Consider the following 994-nt stretch of genomic DNA (forward strand, 5'->3'; position numbering starts at 1 on the left):
CAGCGGCTTGTGCGACCGTTGAATAGAGGTCATTTAGTTCATCCCACCAGACTTTAAGATCGGTGAGCTGATCGCGTACTTGGCGTACTCGTTGGTTGAGTGTTCCCGCCGATTCGGGGATTTTCTCAAATTCGTTGAGTGCGTGATTGTAGAGTTGCCTACAGGTATCTCGGTGATGATCCAACAGCTCACGCTGTTCAGGCGTGGGATCAAGCCGGAATCTGTAGGTGTAGCGCATTGACTATCCGTCGGGGGCTGACGTTCGGACGATTTTCACGTCTGCACCACGCCATCGCTTCGGAACGAGAACGTGTGCGCCGTTGCCGGTCGGCTTCACCTCTCCCTCAATGACTTCGTGGCCTTCTACTTCGTGTCTATCCATCATCTGTGTTTAAACATTATTTCAACTTAACTCTATCGGTGGGGTGGTTGGGCAGCGAGTACGAACGTTTTTGAGACATGATGACGGCGGTGTATCCCCTCCCTACTCGCTCCCGCTGGTCGCTCCTTGAGGAAGGGGGCTTACCGCCTGTATTCTGCTAAGAGAACCGCTTCGAAACCTCCGGCTAGCGGTCACGGACAGACGTAGAATTTTCACCGTTGTTCGCTTCCTCGTCGCGCCAGGAGTGTTCCGGCTCCCACCCGAGCAGGCGCTCCGCCTTCGAGCAGTCGAAGACGGACTCGTCGCCGTCGAGGTCGCAGTCGGCGGGGCGGTCGCCGTGAACCGCCTCGATCGTCGCGGCGGTGTCGCGGCCGAGGAAGTTCTCCGCGGCGACGATCAGCACCGCCTCGTGGCCGTGGATCTCGGTTTCGGGGTCGATCGCGGCCTCGATCGCGGAGACGACGTCGCGCACGTCGACGGACGACCAGCAGTTGCCGCTCGGCTCCGCAGTCGCGGGGTCGAACGTCTCCCGGGCCTCGCGGCGCCGCTCGTCGCCCGGGAACGTGACCCACGAGAGGCGCAGCGAGACCGCGGGGACGCCGTGCCGGCGGG

At 61.1% G+C, this 994-nt stretch carries 3 protein-coding genes; all 3 read right to left on the reverse strand.

Annotated features, from left to right (window positions below):
• Nucleotides 1-238 (reverse strand): helix-turn-helix domain-containing protein (locus DVK07_RS19560; protein WP_158603198.1); only part of this gene is annotated, 238 nt, incomplete at its 3' end.
• A 3-nt stretch (nt 239-241) separates the two neighbouring features.
• On the reverse strand, nt 242-382 hold the full coding sequence (locus tag DVK07_RS19565; RefSeq protein WP_121598517.1) for a DUF2080 family transposase-associated protein: 141 nt from the start codon (nt 380-382) through the stop codon (nt 242-244).
• 184 nt (nt 383-566) lie between these two features.
• Nucleotides 567-994: NAD(P)-dependent oxidoreductase (locus DVK07_RS19570; RefSeq protein WP_147441253.1), on the reverse strand; the 428-nt coding region annotated here is incomplete at its 5' end.

This window comes from Halorubrum sp. Atlit-26R (genome assembly GCF_003666015.1).
GTDB lineage: Archaea > Halobacteriota > Halobacteria > Halobacteriales > Haloferacaceae > Halorubrum.

Coding starts and splice junctions, on each gene's coding strand:
- DVK07_RS19565 (WP_121598517.1), bottom strand. CDS start 382: ATGGATAGACACGAAGTAGAAGGCCACGAAGTCATTGAGGGAGAGGTG.